This window comes from Bacteroides mediterraneensis (assembly GCF_025993685.1).
Classification (GTDB): domain Bacteria; phylum Bacteroidota; class Bacteroidia; order Bacteroidales; family Bacteroidaceae; genus Phocaeicola; species Phocaeicola mediterraneensis_A.
In genome coordinates, this window is the sequence record NZ_DAJPEN010000001.1 from 1896807 (window position 1) to 1915859 (window position 19053).

At 44.6% G+C, this 19053-nt stretch carries 14 protein-coding genes and 1 pseudogene; 3 read left to right on the forward strand and 12 right to left on the reverse strand.

All coding sequences use genetic code 11. The features are described from left to right. Positions 1 to 87 precede the first annotated feature (87 nt). From OIM59_RS08055 to OIM59_RS08065, 3 genes are read right to left on the reverse strand one after another with little or no spacing between them, the layout of a single operon-like run. On the reverse strand, positions 88 to 846 hold the full coding sequence (locus OIM59_RS08055) for a hypothetical protein (RefSeq protein ID WP_303896077.1): 759 nt from the start codon (positions 844 to 846) through the stop codon (positions 88 to 90). An 8-nt stretch (positions 847 to 854) separates the two neighbouring features. After that, positions 855 to 1547, reverse strand: a complete 693-nt coding sequence (locus tag OIM59_RS08060) for a DUF6624 domain-containing protein (protein ID WP_303896078.1) — start codon at positions 1545 to 1547, stop codon at positions 855 to 857. Between the two features lie 17 nt (positions 1548 to 1564). Beyond that, on the reverse strand, positions 1565 to 3262 hold the full coding sequence (locus tag OIM59_RS08065; RefSeq protein ID WP_303896080.1) for a S41 family peptidase: 1698 nt from the start codon (positions 3260 to 3262) through the stop codon (positions 1565 to 1567). Positions 3263 to 3787: 525 nt separating this feature from the next. Between OIM59_RS08065 and OIM59_RS08070 the strand changes: the two are divergent. Next, positions 3788 to 4189 (forward strand): annotated as a pseudogene (locus OIM59_RS08070) (PD-(D/E)XK nuclease domain-containing protein); the annotation flags it as partial. A gap of 360 nt (positions 4190 to 4549) precedes the next feature. On the opposite strand, the gene OIM59_RS08075 reads toward OIM59_RS08070, so the two are convergent. Both OIM59_RS08075 and OIM59_RS08080 read right to left on the reverse strand, forming a co-directional pair. Next, a complete protein-coding gene (locus OIM59_RS08075; protein ID WP_303896081.1) occupies positions 4550 to 5914 on the reverse strand; it encodes a retropepsin-like aspartic protease in 1365 nt (454 codons plus the stop codon). Positions 5915 to 6191: 277 nt separating this feature from the next. Then, complete coding sequence (locus OIM59_RS08080) at positions 6192 to 7427, reverse strand: DUF4377 domain-containing protein (RefSeq protein WP_303896083.1); 1236 nt, start codon at positions 7425 to 7427, stop codon at positions 6192 to 6194. Between the two features lie 363 nt (positions 7428 to 7790). Between OIM59_RS08080 and OIM59_RS08085 the strand changes: the two genes are divergently transcribed. After that, a complete protein-coding gene (locus tag OIM59_RS08085; RefSeq protein ID WP_303896085.1) occupies positions 7791 to 9347 on the forward strand; it encodes an ATP-binding protein in 1557 nt (518 codons plus the stop codon). A gap of 8 nt (positions 9348 to 9355) precedes the next feature. Beyond that, complete coding sequence (locus tag OIM59_RS08090; protein ID WP_303896088.1) at positions 9356 to 9847, forward strand: exonuclease domain-containing protein; 492 nt, start codon at positions 9356 to 9358, stop codon at positions 9845 to 9847. Positions 9848 to 10063: 216 nt separating this feature from the next. Here the strand turns inward: OIM59_RS08090 and OIM59_RS08095 are convergent, their stop codons facing one another. From OIM59_RS08095 to OIM59_RS08125, 7 genes are read right to left on the reverse strand one after another with little or no spacing between them, the layout of a single operon-like run. Continuing rightward, the gene (locus tag OIM59_RS08095) at positions 10064 to 10837 is read right to left on the reverse strand and encodes a hypothetical protein (RefSeq protein WP_299173567.1); all 774 of its coding nucleotides are present in this window, start codon (positions 10835 to 10837) and stop codon (positions 10064 to 10066) included. Between the two features lie 31 nt (positions 10838 to 10868). Next, complete coding sequence (locus OIM59_RS08100) at positions 10869 to 12443, reverse strand: hypothetical protein (protein WP_299173570.1); 1575 nt, start codon at positions 12441 to 12443, stop codon at positions 10869 to 10871. A gap of 24 nt (positions 12444 to 12467) precedes the next feature. Then, positions 12468 to 13487, reverse strand: coding sequence for a hypothetical protein (locus OIM59_RS08105; RefSeq protein ID WP_299173573.1), 1020 nt, complete (start codon positions 13485 to 13487; stop codon positions 12468 to 12470). 22 nt (positions 13488 to 13509) lie between these two features. Continuing rightward, positions 13510 to 14193, reverse strand: coding sequence for a hypothetical protein (locus OIM59_RS08110; protein ID WP_299173576.1), 684 nt, complete (start codon positions 14191 to 14193; stop codon positions 13510 to 13512). Next, positions 14190 to 15317 (reverse strand): hypothetical protein, encoded by a 1128-nt coding sequence (locus OIM59_RS08115; protein WP_299173578.1) that lies wholly within the window; start codon positions 15315 to 15317, stop codon positions 14190 to 14192. Before OIM59_RS08115 ends, OIM59_RS08110 begins: the two co-directional genes overlap by 4 nt. After that, positions 15314 to 15919, reverse strand: coding sequence for a hypothetical protein (locus OIM59_RS08120; protein WP_299173581.1), 606 nt, complete (start codon positions 15917 to 15919; stop codon positions 15314 to 15316). The genes OIM59_RS08115 and OIM59_RS08120 overlap by 4 nt, the downstream gene beginning before the upstream one ends. Positions 15920 to 15933: 14 nt before the next feature. Beyond that, positions 15934 to 19041, reverse strand: a complete 3108-nt coding sequence (locus tag OIM59_RS08125) for a tubulin-like doman-containing protein (RefSeq protein WP_299173584.1) — start codon at positions 19039 to 19041, stop codon at positions 15934 to 15936. Between the last annotated feature and the right edge of the window lie 12 nt (positions 19042 to 19053).

Consider the following 19053-nt stretch of genomic DNA (forward strand, 5'->3'; position numbering starts at 1 on the left):
GATATTTATATTTTACTTTTATTCGTATTTTTCTGTAGTAATAAGAACATTTTATGTAATCTAACCGTAAAAATACCATTTTCATGCTTATGAACCAAGCATACAGGCAGAAAGATTGATAATAAAATGCAAGGATACTGAAGTGCCGAAACCATGCTTGATTCTCACATAGCTAAACATCAAAGCACTCGGTATCTTAACACCTTCTTTTAAGACAATCCGAATCCATTCGCCTATATCCATTGCACTGAGGTCATAATTTATAATATGTAGTATGGAAAAGGAAAGTACCAGAATCCATAACCAGATTTTGAAATTGACCTTTGAAACCCATTTATATCCCCAAAGCCACGTGATCAATGCTAAAATTGCACATGAAAAAAGTCTTACCCATGTAACATGGTAAACCTTGGTGGAAAATATGATGGCCGATAAAAAGAACATTATCGCTGCACTTGACAATGTAATGTACAGCCTCTTGCGTTTGAGAGGCAGACGGAAGGCTGTTTCTTCCAGTATAGGCGGCAGTAAAAGGATAACCCATAGTGGCAAGGTCTGTACAGAATTTCCGATACTTGTTTCTACGCTTTCCGAATAAAACACAAGGTCAGCAAAATGATATACAAAAGTAAAAGATATATGGATAATAAAGAACCACAGTACAGTTTTTAAGATACTGACGATTTTGAAATCCGAGACCAGAACATCTCTTGGGGAAATTACAAAACGTGCCATGTCACGCAATCTGCCACTCTTTTTATATGACAAATAAAGAATAGCAATGAAGCAGACTGCAATCAGGACAAGACATAAAATAAATCCGATATAGGATAGTGGCTGGTTCATAAGATTTTCTATTTGCTTGTGTTCATATTTTTCAGTAATCCCATCTTTTTCATTTGATGAACCGTCAGTTCCGGATTGTAAATTACATCACATCCAGCCGTAGCCTTAAGGACCTGGATATAGGTTTCAATATCACCGGCACCAATTTCACTGCGAAGTTCATTCAACCTTTTGGCATCTTCTACGGGCCAGATATAGATAACCTGCCGGCCGTCTACAGTGACGGTATAAGATTGTGTTCCATATTTCTGCGGCTTACCTTCTCTCATTCTGATTCTATCTGTCAAAACGGCATAATCGCCGGCACTTATCAACTCTTTTCGTACAGCTTCTTCCATTATCGGGAGATGTTTTTTCTGGAATTTCAGATCGGCATGATCTACAATCAACCATATAGCTTTATAGGATTGCGATGACAAACCTTCCGGCAATCCTTTCTTCAATATTGAAGCAACAAGAATCTGATTTTCCTTGTCAATCACCTGCATCTGCCCCTGAAATAGCATAAGAGAATCTATTACAGAGACCGGAACGTCATTAGCTCCGGCACTGTTCAACTTGCTCATCAGAGTCATGGACTCCGTTCTGATTTTCTGGTCACTTTCATAGGCTCCCAACAACAGGGAATCTATTTTCTGAATACTTTGTGCCTTCAGGGATGTGCTTAGTACAAGCAGAATGGATATAAATATGTGTTTCATAAAAACCGTTTTTGAAATCAGATGTGTCCTCCTTGCAGATAGTCAATTGCCGCCTGCAGCTGTTCATCCACCCCACGTATCATTCCTTCGGCCGAGGGTTCCACAACCTTATCTATTTTCACTCCATTACGCTGGGCATTTGTTCCGTCAGGATAGCATATTCCGGCACCTGTAATGTTGAATGAAGCATAAGGGAGCTGGATTCTTGTCACATCACCATCAGCACCTGCTGTCTGGCTTCCGATAGTCACAGAACCCGGTATAGTTTGCAGAAACATTGTAAAGTATTCAGACATAGATTGCGAATGCGCATTCACCAATAAAACGACTTTTCCTTTATAGAGTTTATCCGGTTCAGATGTTTTTCTCGTCGATACCGTAGTTCGGATGAAACCACCTGGCCGATGAGCTTGTGGCAATAAAACTTCTGCTGCTTCTCTAGCCTGAGAAAAGAAGAAAGTGGGCAATAGCTTGTGGAGCACATCGTATTCTGCCGGATATGCACGTAAATCGATAATTAGTTTATCACAAGATGCCAAGAAATTCTCCAAATCCTGTTCATCTTTGCAAGTAAGATTGCTGATATTTATATAACCTATACCGCCCGCCACTTCTTTAAATTCAGGCTTAGTTGAAGTATTTTGTGATGAAAACCTCCTGTTGACAAACTTGCTTCCGTCAACAGACGAAATCCTGATAGTATAAGTTTTACCTCCGCGTACATACTCGACACAAGCTTCATTTTTCGCAGTCAACAGAGTGGCATAGGAACCGTCTCTCAGAAGTGAGCTCCGGTTGGAATGAGGTATGTATGGAGCAAGTTCATCCAGACGCTTGATAGGACTGACAGAATCAATGAGAATGATTTCATCACCGATTTCAAAATTATTGGGTACAAGAGAACATGTATCGGTTACGAACAATCGGTCTTCTGCAAATTGACACATCAAAGGGACAAAGTGCCCTCCGAAAATCGGGACGTACCACGAATTGACGTGTGTGTCACACAATTCGGAAGCCATTCTGGAATACAAAGCGGAGAAGCTGACAGAACGGTCAAACGCCAATGCAATATATTCTGCAAATACATCATCCCACGGACGGTCTGTGAGATTACGGTTAGGCGAATAGCTGTCCACTGCATTCCAGAATTTGGCAACACCGAGAAGACGGTATGCCATATCATCTTGCGGTATGTCTGAATATTGTGCCTCAATATACGAAACGTTGACAGGTGTCTGTTTTACGTATTGGTTATTTCCCGGGTCAGCATCTCTGAGCCTCACAAGACTATCACTCAACGATTTACCCAAAGAAAAAGAATCTGAAATCCAGTTGAAATCATTAAAAGTCTCTATGTTTTCGTCGTCTTCTTCATCACGTATTGCATAAGGGCCCAATCCTGATATCCATTTTAAACAAATGTCATTTTTCATGGAATCCGGTGCCTGAAGGACATCATTTAATAAACAGAAATATTCAGCATCCGCATTGATAGAACGGGAAGCAAAAGCTGGATGGTGATACTTGGCAAACCCCCAAATCCGTGAGGCCTGGACAATCGCATGGATTTGCAAACTGTCGGGTTCTTCCGGCAGTTTAAGTTCGGCATAAGCCTGCTCTGTTGAAAGTGACTTTGTTTCTACACTACAACTATAAAAAGTCAGGCCTGCAATAATGAGAATGACTTGAAATAAAATGCAATTCCGTTTCATCTATATTTTTAATTATAAGTATCACAATAATGGTTTATATAAGCTATATCAGTAATAAACAAAGGCTGAATCGCTATTTTATTGACATAAATCAGCCTAACCAATCTGTAAAGAATATGATACAGTCAAGAATTCTTTCTATGAATTTATCGAACTTCCTTTTTACACCTTTCCAGTATATTTTTCCCATAAAAACGATTCTCTTCTAAAACAAGCCACAATCTGCTATTCTGTCTATGCAAATATACTATTTTTTCACATCAGCCCCCCACACACAGTCTTTAAGATATTGCCGATTTTGAAATTAAACACACAATTTTCCTCATTCCCAATCGGACTTTCTGTTTCCTGTATTCCGTTTGTTTGAATGTTCGTCTAAAATTACTACATTCGCAGTAGAATCAAAATCCAGTGGTTATGAGCGAGCTATATCCGGTAGGAGTGCAGAACTTTGAGAAAGTGATTTTGGAACGGTTACGAATATGTCGATAAAACTGCCTTGATTTACGAGTTGTTTAACACAGGGAGATTCAGTGCTTCGTGGAGGAAGTGATGGCGGGCAAGGTGGACGATTTCTTCGACCGCCTGAAGACGATGTTCGCCGACATCCCTTACGAGCTGGCCCGCGACCGCGAGGTGCACTACCAGAACATCCTGTACATCATCTTCAAGCTGATGGGCTTCTACGTGCAGGTGGAATACCACACGAGCCGCGGACGGATTGACCTGGTGCTCCAGACGCAGGACTACATGTACGTCATGGAATTCAAGCTGAACGGCAGTGCGGACGAGGCGCTGGCACAGATTCGAGAGAAAGGCTATGACGCTCCTTTTACCAAAGACAGCCGCACGGTCTACCGGATTGGCGTCAACTTCAGTGACGAGCTGCGGAACATTCAGGAGGTGAAAGTAGAAGTGGGAAAATAATTTGTATGACTGCATAGATAAGTTGAAAACGCCTTGAAGAAGTGAGAAATTCTTCAAGGCGTTTTCTATGTTTTCCACAAGGAAAACGTATGTTTCTCTGCCGGAAAACGTACGTTTCGACTTCGGAAAACATACGTCTCCGGGAAGGAAAACGTACACATCAGACGGATGTTCCCAAGAAAACAAGGGGGGAGCTGGTCAATTTCTTCCACAGCTTTGAAAAACCGTTCCTTTTTCGTATCTTTCAGGACGAGATTTACCTTAACTACACTATTATCACTCCAATATGTGTTCCGGTATGGTTACAGTACTTAATATTCCTGTAATCTGATAGTCCAATCCTATTGAAATACAATGCGTTTACTGTTCCTCTGCAAATGGAACAGCCTCCATATACATACCCTTTAAGTTGAGAATCACCTTAGAGAACTTTTCCAACGCATTCAAGCCAAGTACCCCATCTTCCGTTCCCTTAGAAACATCGGTGTTTCTCCTCTGCCCTGTATGCAAATCAATGCCCGTATTCACATTGACAGAGTCAATCGTCACGGTTCCGTTTCCTATCTGGAATTTCATTTGAGGCAACTTGTAGGTGCGGGTTATTGATACTCCTCCGATTCCAGCGATGCGAAGTGAATCGGACACCCCTGCTGCATCCACCTCTTGACGGTGTCGGTTGTACCAGATTGGCTCCATATAGGTGTAATAAGAACCTGTGTCAAAATGAAGATACACAGGATGTCCGCTTTCATCGGCCGTTTTCAATTGCAACCCTTCCGTATCTGTACGTATGAGGTTACTCCTACCCAGCGGATTCGGAGTAGGTATGGCCGGGATAACAAGTTCTCGGCGGGCAAAGTCCAACTGGATTTCCTGCATACAAAGCATGACAGGAAGTCCGATGACAGGAGGAAGCTGGTATTTTTCATTAAACTTATCAGCCTCTTCATGTCCGGTATGGGTATCAATTACAGCAAAAGGCACATTGACCCAGGTCATTCCGCCTATACGTAATGTATCTGCGATAGCATATCCCCCCTGTTTCAGGCCTCCAATGCCTGCCACGGTAATGTCTGTATCCAAAAAACGCAATCCATATTCCTTTGCCAGTTTAGGAGTTATCAGGTTTCCTCCGGCTCCTGTATCGAACAGGAAACGCCCTTCTTTTCCATTGATACTCCCGTCCATTTCAATGGAGTGTTGCCCACCTTTGTTTTCAATCACCATCGGAATGTGGTATTCACCCGGTTTATGAAGTGGACGATAGAAAGGACCGCAGGCGGAAAGGGCAAGATACTGCTGTGCCTGACTCCGGTAGGGAGCAATCTGGATGCTGTCCATACCCATGGCAGCCAGTTGGTTATAGAGATTCTGAAGAAGATCGGCTGCATCATTGTAATGACCGGTTCTCGCCAGATCGACACTATACAAGAGAACCATATTCATAGTGTAGTCTCCCAACTCTTGCTGATGATTGCTCAACAAATCATAGAGTACGGCACATGCCGAGTCCGGCCGATTAAAATAATGATGCGTCATGGATGCAGCCAGCTGCCGCAAAAAAGGCGATACGGAACCGGCAGGAGTTTCTTTCAAGGCTTGTTCCAGTTCAAACCAATTGCTTTCATTGACAAGTTGCCCGATTCGTATATCGGCATTCTGTGCCTGCATGCTCAGAGAAACGAGCAAGCAGAAAATAGTACATATTTTTCTAACCTTTTTCATGACTGCTTATATCTTATTTTTATCCGTTTTTTCTTCGATAATAAGGACATTGCATGTAATCTAACCATAAAATTACCACTTTCATGCTAATGAACAAAGCATATAGACAGAAACAAACGCTACCGATGAATTTCCGATTTACTTCAGGTTCGTAGCTCGAATGGTTCCATCTTTTCATCATCTACTTTTGAGTGCCGACTTTTATTCTGAAGCCTAAAAATACGGAATAAGATATAGATAATAAAATCACCTATAGATTTTTTATGCCTGCCAGGCATTATTCTTTTCTTTTTACAAACAAACTGTTGTCTTTTACATACTGCCCTCTGCAAAAGATGGGATACCCGTAGGTTTTTCCATCCCGGAAAGGACTCTTTAAATAATCTGCCAAAGCTTCAAACGAATCATTGACTATGGCATTCTGGTCCACCTCCGAAACCGTCAGCAAAACGATTTGGGCTGTATGTAATGTGCCGTGAGGCTGGCTGTATTCACGCACAAATGCACCTTTAAAAGCCGATAACACATCCCCATAAGGAGACTCGCTGGCTATTACAAAATAAGCGCTCGTCCCGTAAGTCAGTCCACATACACACACCAGGTCGTCCAGATTGGACGGCACATTCACGAACAGTCCGTCGGCCGGCATATCCATTGATACCGTGAAACCTTTGAAAACAACCTTACCGACTGTCAGGCTTTTCACCTTTTTCATATCGAACTTCTGTCGGCAGATATCTTCCAGTGTGCGGCTAAATGTTTGGTTTTCCATGAAGCAGCCACTCAGGCTTTCCAAACTTTTCAGTTCGGCCAGCTGTGCGGTATAAGGACGGCCGGGAGCCATATAACTTGCATATTCCTCCGAGTGTATCTCTTCCTTGACTTTTTTCAAGTACTCAATATGTCTGACCTTCTCCATGGTAGTAAGATAGGGCTTGGAAAAACTGAATGTCAGGTCTACAGGTCTCTTTTCATCAGTAACCTCCCTTTCGAAGGAAGTGGCAAACGCGCTTTTCGGATAGACTGCTCCCACATAAATGTTTGGACGATGGGCAAATGCTGGCCATATTTGTATGCCCAGATAAGAAGTACTGATGTCTATATCGGATTCCCTGCGGTCATCAATAAGAAAAGTCCATTGCGGAGATGACGGGGTGATGGAAGTATCCTGCATAATCTCAAGCAGCTTGTATCTGATACGGGTACCGTCAGCCAGCGGGGCGACCGATGTCCGTTTTTCCACCTTTAAGACATATTCATGTCCCTGTTCGTACGTAAATCCGGTGATTCCTTCGAAGGAAAGCGTAGAATATTCCGGTCTCCCTTCTTCTTTGGCAAGCATACATTCAACCGGTCGGTCGCTTCCCAAAGGAACATACGTACTTGTTTCGGCAGACACATACATGCGGATGATTTCCACCTGATCTTTAAACTCGTCTTTTTCATGGCAGCCGATAAGGCTAAGTGTACATAGGAACACCACAAAGATTCCAGATAATTTTTTTGCTTTCATACTTGTTATTTTTAGTTATGTCTAGTGACGTTTTGGGACTTTCATCTTTTTATTAAGAATGCGAAAAGGTCAAAATACCCCTATCCTTTCGTATTAAAAGATTGAAATCTCATAAAAGTTATTTGAAGGAAAAATGAGGAAAAAGAGTTCAGTAAAAGCTAGTTCAGAGTTTTCATGTCGATTAGATTTTATGGTTTTACAAATATAGGCAATAAAAAAGATAATGACCCGTTTTCCGACTTATTTTCTGTTTTTTTAGCGTAAGCAGAAAACCATCCAATAAGATTCCCTTGAAAAGAAGCTGGTTGTTTGAATGTTCGTCTAAAATTACTACATTCGCAGTAGAATCAAAATCCAGTGGTTATGAGCAAGCTATATTCGGTAGGAGTGCAGAACTTTGAGAAAGTGATTTTGGGCGGTTACGAATATGTCGATAAAACCGCCTTGATTTATGAGTTGTTTAACACAGGGAGTTACTATTTCCTGAGCCGTCCGCGACGTTTCGGCAAGAGTCTGCTGCTGTCTACTCTCGAAGCCTACGCGAAGGGGAAGAAGGAACTTTTCAAAGGACTGGCGCTGGAAAAACTGGAGCGGGACTGGACAGTGTATCCGGTGCTGCACATGGATTTGAACACAGAAAAGTATGATACGGAAGCAAGTCTGGAAAACAAGCTGGAACTGACCCTGAAACAATGGGAGGCGGAATATGGTTATAACCCGGACGAGTATTCCGTGGCGACCCGTTTTGAGGGAGTGATTCGCCGTGCATGCGAGCAGACAGGCCGCCGGGTGGTGATTCTCATCGATGAATACAACAAGCCCATGCTGCAGGCCATTGGCAACGAAGCTTTGCAGAACGAGTACCGCAGCACCCTGAAGGCGTTCTACGGGGCGTTGAAGTCCATGGACGGATGCATCCGCTTCGCCCTGCTGACGGGAGTGACCAAGTTCGGAAAGGTCAGCGTATTCAGCGATTTGAACAACCTGATGGACATCTCCATGGACGACCGCTATGTGGAAATCTGCGGCATCAGCGAGAAGGAAATCCATGCGTATTTTGAAGAAGATATTCACGCCCTGGCCACAGCTACAGGGATGACTTACGAGAAAGCGTGTGCGGAACTGAAAGCCAATTACGACGGCTATCACTTTACGGAAAATGCCGTGGGCATGTACAACCCGTTCAGCCTGCTGAACACCTTTGCGAAGAAAAAGTTCGGCAGCTACTGGTTTGAGACAGGCACGCCGACCTACCTCGTCGAGTTGCTCAAGCTCCATCATTATCCGATAGAGGACCTGGAACACATCGTCACCAGCCAGCCGGTGCTGGACAGTATCGACACGGCCTCCACCGACCCGATTCCGGTCATCTACCAGAGCGGCTACCTCACCATCAAGGGCTACAACAAGATGTTCGAGAACTACACGCTGGGATTCCCCAACCGGGAAGTGGAACAGGGCTTCTTCAAGTTCCTGCTGCCCAACTACGCGTCGGTGAGCGTGAGCAAGTCGCCCTACCAGATTCAGTGCTTCGTGGAGGAAGTGATGGCGGGCAAGGTGGACGATTTCTTCGACCGCCTGAAGACGATGTTCGCCGACATCCCTTACGAGCTGGCCCGCGACCGCGAGGTACATTACCAGAACATCCTGTACATCATTTTCAAGCTGATGGGCTTCTACGTGCAGGTGGAATACCACACGAGCCGCGGACGGATTGACCTGGTGCTTCAGACGCAGGACTACGTGTACGTCATGGAATTCAAGCTGAACGGCAGCGCGGACGAGGCGCTGGCACAGATTCGGGAGAAAGGTTATGCCGCTCCTTTTGCCAAGGACAGCCGCACGGTCTATCGGATTGGCGTGAACTTCAGTGACGAGCTGCGGAACATTCAGGAGGTGAAGGTGGAAAAGGGAAAATAACATATACCATGGAAAACTTTGCCGCCATCGATTTTGAGACCGCCAACGGGGCCCGCAGCTCGGTATGCAGCGTGGGCGTGGTGGTGGTGCGCCACGGGGAAATTACCGACACGTTCTACTCGCTCATTCAGCCGGAACCCAACTACTACAGCCGTTTCTGCACGCAGGTGCACGGACTCACCCGCAAGGATACCGACTGTGCGCCCGTGTTCAGTCAAGTATGGGCACAGGTGGCCCCACTGATTGAGGGACTCCCCCTCGTGGCCCACAACAAAGCATTCGACGAGAGCTGCCTGAAAGCTGTCTTCCGGGTCTATCAGATGGACTATCCCGACTATGATTTCTATGACACGCTGGGTCCCTCCCGCCGCGCTTTCCCGTGGGCGGAAAACCACCAGCTGCACACCGTAGCCTCCCTCTGCGGATACGACCTGAAACAACATCATCACGCCCTGGCCGATGCAGAAGCCTGTGCATGGATTGCCAGGGAAATTTTGTAACCTTCCACACGGAGTTCTAATCGGCTGCTGAGAATCAGGAAAAGACACATGTTCTCCCAACGACATGAGTCTGACAGACAAAACCCAATCCAAAGGAACAGAACGAAAAAAGCCCGCCATTCTGTCGACTTTACAATGGCGGACCCCTCCTATCAACAGGTTTCTTGTTGCTTATCGTTTCAACCCAACTTTAATCCAATAAATCAAATTAAAGAATTACACATCTATATCGTCAGGAAAATCTACATCTTCAAGAGATTCACCTTCTGTTTTAGATGCAAGAAGTTCAGCTCTTACATCAGCCGCACTTTTCGTGATTTCTTCACACTCCGTGAAATTTATCCCATCTACATTTGACAAATCTACCGCAGCATCCAATGGGAAACCTTCTTCCGTAAAGGTATTCTGATAAGCGCTTAATACCTTCTTGCACTCCTTCATTAATTTTACCTGTTTCTTTACCGCCTTGATATCGTTCATAGAAGCTAACATTCCCGCAGCAGCACCTACACCGGCTCCTATCCAGGCACCTTTTTTCGACCCACCTATCTTTTTGCCTAATAATCCTCCTGCAGTAGCCCCACCACCGACCTTTAATAAGATGAAGGCTCCTGACTTGAGCGCAGAATTCAAATGCTTCTTTGCAGTATTAGCCGCACAAACATTCCCATTTTTATCAATCAACAGGTACTTATAACGTGTAGTACCGTCTTCATTGATGATGGCATTGCCTAATGAGTCGGTCTCTATTACTTTCTTTACAGAATAATAAGGGGCATTCTCCAGAAAATCTTTTGTAGAGATGCTATCGTTCTCAGATTGCTGTTCCGTCGATTCTTTACCCGTGTCACCATTAATCGTTTTGGTGACAGACTCCACCTTTTCTGCTGCACTCTTTAATTTCTTAAAAAATCCTTGCGCTGAGGCATTTACTGAACAGAAAAATGCCAAAGACATCAAAATTACCCCTTTAAGTAAAAATTTTTTCATAATAATACATTTTTAAATTGATAACAGATTATTATTTTACATACATCTTCAAACGAAACTGCTTTTCCATATACGTTCCCTGAGCCTGCTGCATCAGCTCAGCTATGGTCATATATTTAATTTTAATCTTACTATCTTTTGACGGACGGAACAAGATTCCTTGTGGAAGTTCTGTCCTGTCCAAATCAACTTCAACCAAACCATTCTCGTCGGAAACCCCGATTTGAGTGTAATCAACACCATTTCTCTCCAATAGTTTTTCAAATCTTTTATCCGAAGAGAAAGTGTTGGAAGAAACAGGTGACAATCCTTTATAAGCCCACACTTCCACTCCTGGGATTTTATTCCCTTCCTGCAATGTTTTCCATTCTACAACAGTGAATCTTATTTTCAGCGGCATCCCTGAAAGCAGATTCTTCATCCGTTCAATACGTGTCCGATAAAAATCATCTGGATTATATGCATTTACCATCTCCATGAATTCCACTGCAGCCGAAGCATAACGGGCCACTTCCTCCTGTGTAGCACCTCCATTTTTCTTTAACTCGGCTATTTTTTTGATTGCACCTGCAGCCAGGCTCTCATACAGCATACATGAATCACATTGTGCTATCGATTCCCGAATAGCAGGACGCAAAGTAGCAATCACATCTTCCGAATTCCAGGCGTCTTCATAAGCCAAACGGGCTTCTTTGTACTTTCGCATGCCAAACAGCTTTCCGCCTTCATTCATAAACGCACTACACTGAGTCACATATACATTTTTCTCTACCACAATGGGGAGCACCGCATAGCATTTTTTGGCACGGGGACCCAAGTCTCCCACTTCAACCGTCAGCCAGTTTGTCCCCGCCGCATGTATCCCGATGTTTGTCATCTGCTTGAAACTATTGGCCAGACTATCTTTTGCCAGTTCAAGCTTATCCAGCAAATCCCACTCTGCATCTGGAGCTTCTGCCATATTATCCAGCTTGTTCTTCTGGGCTGTATATTCCCTTTCTGTCTTTTCAATAAGTTCTCTTGCCCCAGTCAAAGAAATGATTGGGATTTTGACTGTCACTATCGAGATATTCGGATCGGCTGTACTGACCTTGCTCTCAACCACCGCATTCAGGTCCGGATGACATTCCACCTTCAAGTCCTTTATGGTGGTCGACAATTCAAGTACCGCAAAGTTGGCATCCAAATACGCATCGTTCGACTGGGTCTGCTCATCTTTCCATATCGGATTCTGCACTTCCTCCACTCGATATGCTATCAGGAAATCCGGCTTCACTTTTTGCACCAATTCCGTTTTATAGACACTTCCTCGCCGGCTTATCTCTAATTTTGGCGTAAGTGTTTCTCCCGCTTTAATTATCACACAATATTCATAATACCCATCCGGCCGTTCGCCTACCAGCCGTATGGACTTATTCTTGACATTCGGAAGAGCTATCACTAAATCTTTATGCTTGGACAACAGGATTACCCCTCCATCGCCAGCCAAATCTTCAAAGCGGTCTTCCTCTACGCATCGGCTGTGTGAGATATACTGTGTTTGCGCCTGCAATGCACACACACACAGAATCATCCACGCAGCTAAGATATATCTAAACAAATTCATAGTCAATCTACAATTTATTATTTTTTATAAGTCGAAGGCGCCTAAAGTAGAGATGTCATCATCCGGCTGCTGCCGTTTGCCGCCCACCCATTCTGGCTGCCAGGTACGTACATGAATAATCGGGTCTCTGCCATCTTCCGGAAACTCCCATAGCAGGAACAGATATCCTTCGTCACTGTAATTGCTGGAATTCCATTCCTGACGCAGACGCACACCATATTTGGTGGGATCGACCGTGGAACGAGTAATGCCCGCACATCCTCCGCTTTCACCGTTTTCACCAATTTCACTGAACTTCACATTAATCCATTTATTGCGTTTGAAAGCCTTTTTCAAGTTGCGGATATATTGCTCCTTCGTCTGTTTGGTGTATTCCACCTTTTGGCTCAACCCTCCAAAGTCATTATTCCTGCGTACCGTAATTACCTTTCCCGTAATAATCAGTGCGTCATCACTGAATATTTTTTCAATATAATCAGAATCACGCTGGTTGTAAGCCGTACGGAAACGTTCAATGTACTGCATAATAATCATTTGCTTTTCTTTTTCCACCACGCTGCCGCATCTTTCCATGCTTTCTGCCACATGCGCATCAAGTGCCAGGCGGAAATCGGTAATTCCGCCGTTAGAGTCAAATTCAATGACAGCCTCCTGATACGTGCCGACTCCAAAATTCTCACCCTCAGGAGTGATAATCAAAGGAATATGGCTTACCATCATCGTACCGTCCTTGAATATCCAGCACCGTTCTACCACTTCTTCATCGTCACAATAGAAAGGTGTAACAGCCCATAATCGCAGCAACGACCTCAAGGAAAAATCGTCCATGGGAAATCCTCTCGTAGTCAATATGGTCTTTGCTTGTTGGGCTCGATTTATCTCTGTCAGCACCATACTCAAATTTTGTTCAGCCCTGCTCAAGGCAGCTGGCCGGCCAACTCCTTCATCTACTGTCAGTGTTACGGTCACCGCCTTCATCTGGCCTATACTCCACATACACATGGATACAAACGCAACAAATGCACATATCAATCTTCTTCTCATATCAATTAATAAATTTGTGTTTCTATAATTCAAATCCAATCGCTCCACAACCACTATAGTTTTTCACACTGTCCGGCTTATTCGTCTTTATATTTTTCCTGCCGGGCTCCGGGGTAAGAGTTGCGACCACTTTTCCCTCCCGATTGTAAATTATCAAGTAGCATTTATCCGGATTGGCCAATGAAGCATAACGGCCATAATTTTTTATTTTACCATCATTCTTCGCCTGTTTGACCATCGCAGCCATATCTCCATATTGGGAACAGGCCGCAATTTGCGTCACAATTTCCGGCAAAGTCTCCTTGATGGATTCTTCGACCGGAGGGAGTGACTGATTCGGTATAACTACGGCATTCTCCGTAGGCAATATATCACTCTTCTTTACGTAGATAAATGAACGGTACATGTTACTGCCACGGGGCATTGACAGCATCGTCCATAATTCTTTCCGGTTATTCACTACCAGATTTGTACTTTTTTTCAGTTTCCGCTGCGTAGCGACCCAGGCATTTACCTCCTCATACAGCCTACTTTCCGCGTAACTGCGTGCATCCGCTTCCGTAGGAGCGGTAGATTCAGCATAAATGTACTGGCTACTCTTTTTTATCTTATTAATCTGCTTTTTCACCTCATCGGTCTGGTCGGCAAACAAAGAAAATAGAGGTAACCACGCTAATATAACAGCAAATAGAATATTCTTTTTCACGGCTCATTCTGTTTAAGGTTATCAATAAAAAACTTCTCTGTAATATTCTGTAAAGGAGTATAGACATAAATCCTTCCTTTCACCTTGTCTTCTCCTCCCTCCAAAATATTGAAAGGAAATTCCACGCTGATTGTATGATTATATGCCATTTTAAAATTCACGGCAAAAAGCGTGAGGGATGCACTCTCTTTCGTACGACTTTTGACGCCTAAATAGAGCATGCAATTTTCGGAATGGAAATAGGCGAGAAGCTGCTGTAGAGTGACTTCAATATCAGACTTCAAGTAACCATACTTGTCAATCGTCAGCTGCATAGGAATACTTTTATGAAAACATCCTGTAAGTAGAACATTGCTGACACTGCGCAAAGGTTTAGAGGAATCCAATAGAAGTTTCATGTCGGCTTCACTTCCCTGCAAATATAAATCCGAACGTATCTGATCGCTCAAATAACAACCATTGCTGATTATCCACACACTGTCTGCCCGCGACCGGGTTCCATTCTTCCACATCTCCCGCCATTTGTCTTCCACTGCTTCAGAGGACATACGCTTCACATCCCGCTCGAAAATATGCTCCAGTTCCACCGCATTCGCTCCCAAGAAAAGCTGATAATCGGCCGGAATTACCATACATATCTTTTGATTGCCCTTCTCCCAGCTGACAGTATATCTTCTACGCTCCACTTCATCAATCACGCAACCCATCTCGGGAGTCCGTTGAGCAATCATCGATGCATCGCCTTCAATGAAGGTCAACCGTTTCCGGACCGCTTCCTCTTCCTTGTCTACGTCTTTCCGTGGCACATCCTGCTCCAGCGCATAACGCTCTAAAAAATCAAGCAGCGGACGAGCCACATAATCCGCAGCCCACTGGGTATCGAACAGCTTATAACCGATATGCGAAACATCCCCATATACATTCGTCCGTATGCGCAAAGCCTTTCCCCGAAACTGCCATGTAGAATCATTATCCACATTCTCACCCAAGGAATCAGGCAAGTTCAGCTTCAGCGCACACGACAGTCTTTCCAGACAACGGGTATAGAATGGTGGGGCCGCATTCGCCTCCAAAGCGAATGCCGCCGCCACCATCAATGTCGCTATATGGAAAGACTGTCTCATGGTTTCACAGCCGTTTCATTACCATCGTGTTTCCAATAACCGATTCCACTGATTTTCCCGTCCCGGAATTCTCCTTCAAACGTATCCCCGGGATTGGCCACAAAGTCTTTTGAAGACACAATCTTCTGACTTCTCTTATAAGTCAATGTGCCATATCCGTGAGGCTTTCCATTCTTCAAATCACCGGTATAAATGGCATATCCCAAGTCCACCGTGCCTTTTCCAGTAATTGGTACAGATTTCTTTTCCTTTGGCTCAGCAGGCACCTCTTCCTCCTGTTTCACTGAATCTGTCTTCAGCGTATCTTGCGGAACTGGCGTCACCACGGTTGTATCTACCCCCGCAGGTACCTGAGGCTCAGCCGACTTGTCACTGGTCATATAATAATAAGCACCACCCCCTAAAGCCAATACCAGAACCACGGCACCAATAATTATTGCCATTTTACCACCGCCAGGGCCAGTAGGACCAGGACCTGTAGTCTTCTCCTTCAAAGGTTGATGACACAACGGACATTCAAATTCACTTCCGGGTTCAACTTCTATTTCTTTCTTATAGTTTTCGCAATCAATGTTCACGCAAACTCCTTTTTTCTTTGCCATAGTCTTTCGTTTTTTTAGTCAAACTTCAAATCATTGTCACATAAATCTTCTGCCGCCTTGTTAAAGGCTACAAATTCCGGATTATTATCATTTCCACCCAAGAGTGGCAACAATACATTATCGAGGGTCTCACCCATCTTCAGCATCAACTGGTTCTTCTTTTCTACATGCTTATAGTTTGTATCCAGTTCGGTCTGCACAGCTTTCTTCAGGGCTTCCGCATCCATCGCACGACTCATCTTACACAGTTCATTCAGCGTCTCAATCATGTCGTTTCCAACCGGAATCCAACGGCTGACACGTCCCATGCGGTTTTTCTCACCGGCAAAACACATGGTTTTCACACCCGTTTCCACGTCTTCACGTTCTACCAGAAGGCCATCCAGGGCATAAGCCAGCAGCACAACCGGACGCAGACGTTTCTTCAAATCGCTTGCATCCAATGCAAACAATCCCGGCAAAGCCTTGGAGAAGGATTCTGTATGTACCACCATGCGGTTCACCTCGCTGCGTACCAGTACGTCGTATTTTTCTTTCAGCACACGCACATTGTCCACATAGCGCAACGGGAAACCGCTGTGCGCCGTAATCACTACAATCTGATTGCTCTTGAAATTCACAGAGACATCATTGTCTTTGTTGAAAGGAATTGTTCCACTTTCCCCAAAGTCCTTGATAAAATCGTTGCGGAAAGTGTCGTCGTCTTCGTACAGAGGCAAAGAAAGCTGGATAATCTTCTGATGGTTTGCAGCGGTTTCAGGACTTCCCTTTCCTTCTTCCGAGCCGTTGAACGGCAAGAAGCTTTGTGCGGCATTGTAAATCTCCTTGATAAAACGTTTGCGCTTGTCGGGAGTGCTGCAATCCGTATTTCTCAATTTGTCCAGAATATTCACATTGACCAAGCGTTGGTTTATATTCTTCAGCGAATAATCGTCCATCTCCTTCCGGGCACTTTCAATGCAACTCTTCAGCGTGATTTCCTGCAAAGCCGAAACATTGATTTTCTTTCCCAGACTGGCAAATCCCACATTGGTCGTACCCAAAGATTCCACGATGCTTGCACGCAGGCTGCTGGCATACGCCTTCTGATTGGCCTGATTCTTGAGGAATCCACGCACCGTGTCACGAACCAGCTTCGGATCGTATTCCTTTACCACCTCACTGTTCATGCTGCTGGTCTCTGCATCGCTCAGCTTGCACTTTTCTTCAGCCTGTTTTTTCATGCTGTCTGCAAATTCAGACAACACCCTCATGAACGGTTCCACACTGTTATTATTCAACAGCGTCAGCATATTGATGACTTCCGACATCAGTTTCACGGCGTAACTATAAGCTGCAATGGAAGTGGCCACCGTCAGCTGTTCGCGTTTCGCATCGGCAAAGCGCCCGAACGTCTTGGCCGATGCATTCGTAATCGCATCTTTCAGCCAACCGATATTGTTCCAGTCGGCACGGATTTCTTCGAGCTGCTCTGCCAAATCTTCATTCAAATAGGTAGTACGCTTGGTAATCTTCGATTTGAAGCCCTCTATACGTTCCGTACATTTGCTTATCAAAACTGCAATATATTTATGCACCTCGATGATGGACATCTCCCCATTCTTCCATTTTGCAAACAGATTATTCTCTATGCGCCGGCATATTTCCTCGGCAAAACCCGGAATCTGAGTTTCATAATCAAAATAGAATTTCTTGACGCCACATCCACGGTACATCGAATCATAGAACTTCTCACAAAGCTGGTTGAATTCTTCATACCATTCTTTCTTCTGACATTCAGCCTGCACATCTTGCTTGTAACGGTCTACATAGAACTCCCATCCTTGCACAATAGGTTTCCAGTTGGTCACGTGCTTTTCAATGGAAGGCAACGGCTTGCTTAATGTGAGATAATCGTCAGACAGCAAGTTCGCTTCCTTTTCAGCGTCTTTCTCCACATCGTGGATGAAAGTCTTTCCTACCATGTCTTCCGTACACTCGATGTAGCCGCGTGCCTCATCCCATAATCCATACAACATCTGCATGGAAGCCTGCCGTGCAAAATTGTAGGCTCCATACTCAACAACCTCCGTTTCGGGATATTCAATCCGCTTCACTCCAAAAGTCATAAACCGACGGCTACGGACAGCTTCACCTGTCTCATTGTTTTCCGGTAGAAGACCGTTGTTCTCATTGGTCTCCAGACGAGCCATCTTCCCTCCATTCTGCATGGAAGAAGCCACAATCTTCTGGAACAGGAAATCACCCACGATTCCCGGCAGCACCTTATGTATATTCACTTCCTTACCAGCTTCATTCACATTGGTATACAAATAGGCCATATCAAACGCATCCTGTCCCATCAACAAACGACGCACATTGCCATATTCGTCTGTATTTCCTTTCACATCCGTAGGAAAATAACGTTTTACCGACATCGCATTGAGTTCCAGCAAAGCAGCATAACCGTTCGGCTGGTAATAGCGGTTGCTGTCTTCGCCTCCCGGAATCTGAATGATTTTCTCCGGTACATAGAGATAAAGCTGTATCTTAAACTTCGAACGGTCGTCTCCCGTACGCTGAAATTCATTACGAATCTGAGCCACCGCATCCACAATGGAACCTGAACCTGTTCCACCACCGAGTCCGGCACAAATATGGAAGGTCACATCGTCCACATCTTCTTTCTCTTTCAACGCACGGACACGCGCATGTACCTGTCCTACAAATGTATTCTGGGGCAGACCACACATGTTATTGGCAATCAACATTCGCCCGAAACGACGGCGCTGGCCTCCAATGCCTTCACTAATAATGGCCCCGATGCCTTCCTTCAGCATTGCCTCATCCTTGCGGTTGATGAAAGCATTGATGCCCGGATATTGGTCGAGGTTACTCAACACCCCTGAACCGATTCCGTTGATTGACAAGCGCTGAGCCGGAGAAAGCTGAACAGACACACCTAATGTCTGCCAGTCTTCTTCATTGTTCAAATCGGCCAGACTTGAATCCACGTACAAATATTCTATATTAGCACTGCCTGCTGGATCATTTGAACGAAACTCTTCATAAATACGCTTACGCAAGGCACGCAAGACAGAGCCTCCCGTTCCTCCTAATCCAATAACTAAATGATTTGCCATAGTAATTAATTT